The organism is Cobetia sp. SIMBA_158 (assembly GCF_046566945.1).
Lineage (GTDB): Bacteria > Pseudomonadota > Gammaproteobacteria > Pseudomonadales > Halomonadaceae > Cobetia > Cobetia amphilecti.
The window spans coordinates 1-248 of sequence record NZ_JAWJYL010000845.1 but is presented as its reverse complement, the minus strand read 5'-3'; the positions used below and the strand labels follow the sequence as shown (position 1 = coordinate 248).

Here is a 248-nt window from a genome sequence, read left to right as displayed (position 1 = left end):
GGATTCTGTGCCTCGGAGCCGGTGTCAACGACTACATCACCAAGCCCTTCCCGCCGCGCCTGCTGGTCGCCCGTCTCAAGGCCGTCCTGCGTCGCACCAGTCCAAAGCGGGTCGAGGAGGCGGTGGAAGGCGAGGGCCTGATGCGAGACCCGGCCAGCCACCGCGTCACCGCCCAGGGCAACTCGCTGGATGTCGGCCCGACCGAAGATCGCCTGCTGCAGTTCTACATGACGCAGCAGGAGCGGGCC

General features: G+C 68.1%; 1 pseudogene. It reads left to right on the top strand.

Going from position 1 to position 248, the window contains the following annotated elements:
- Window positions 1-248, top strand: a pseudogene (locus tag R2R70_RS22220) (DNA-binding response regulator); the annotation flags it as partial.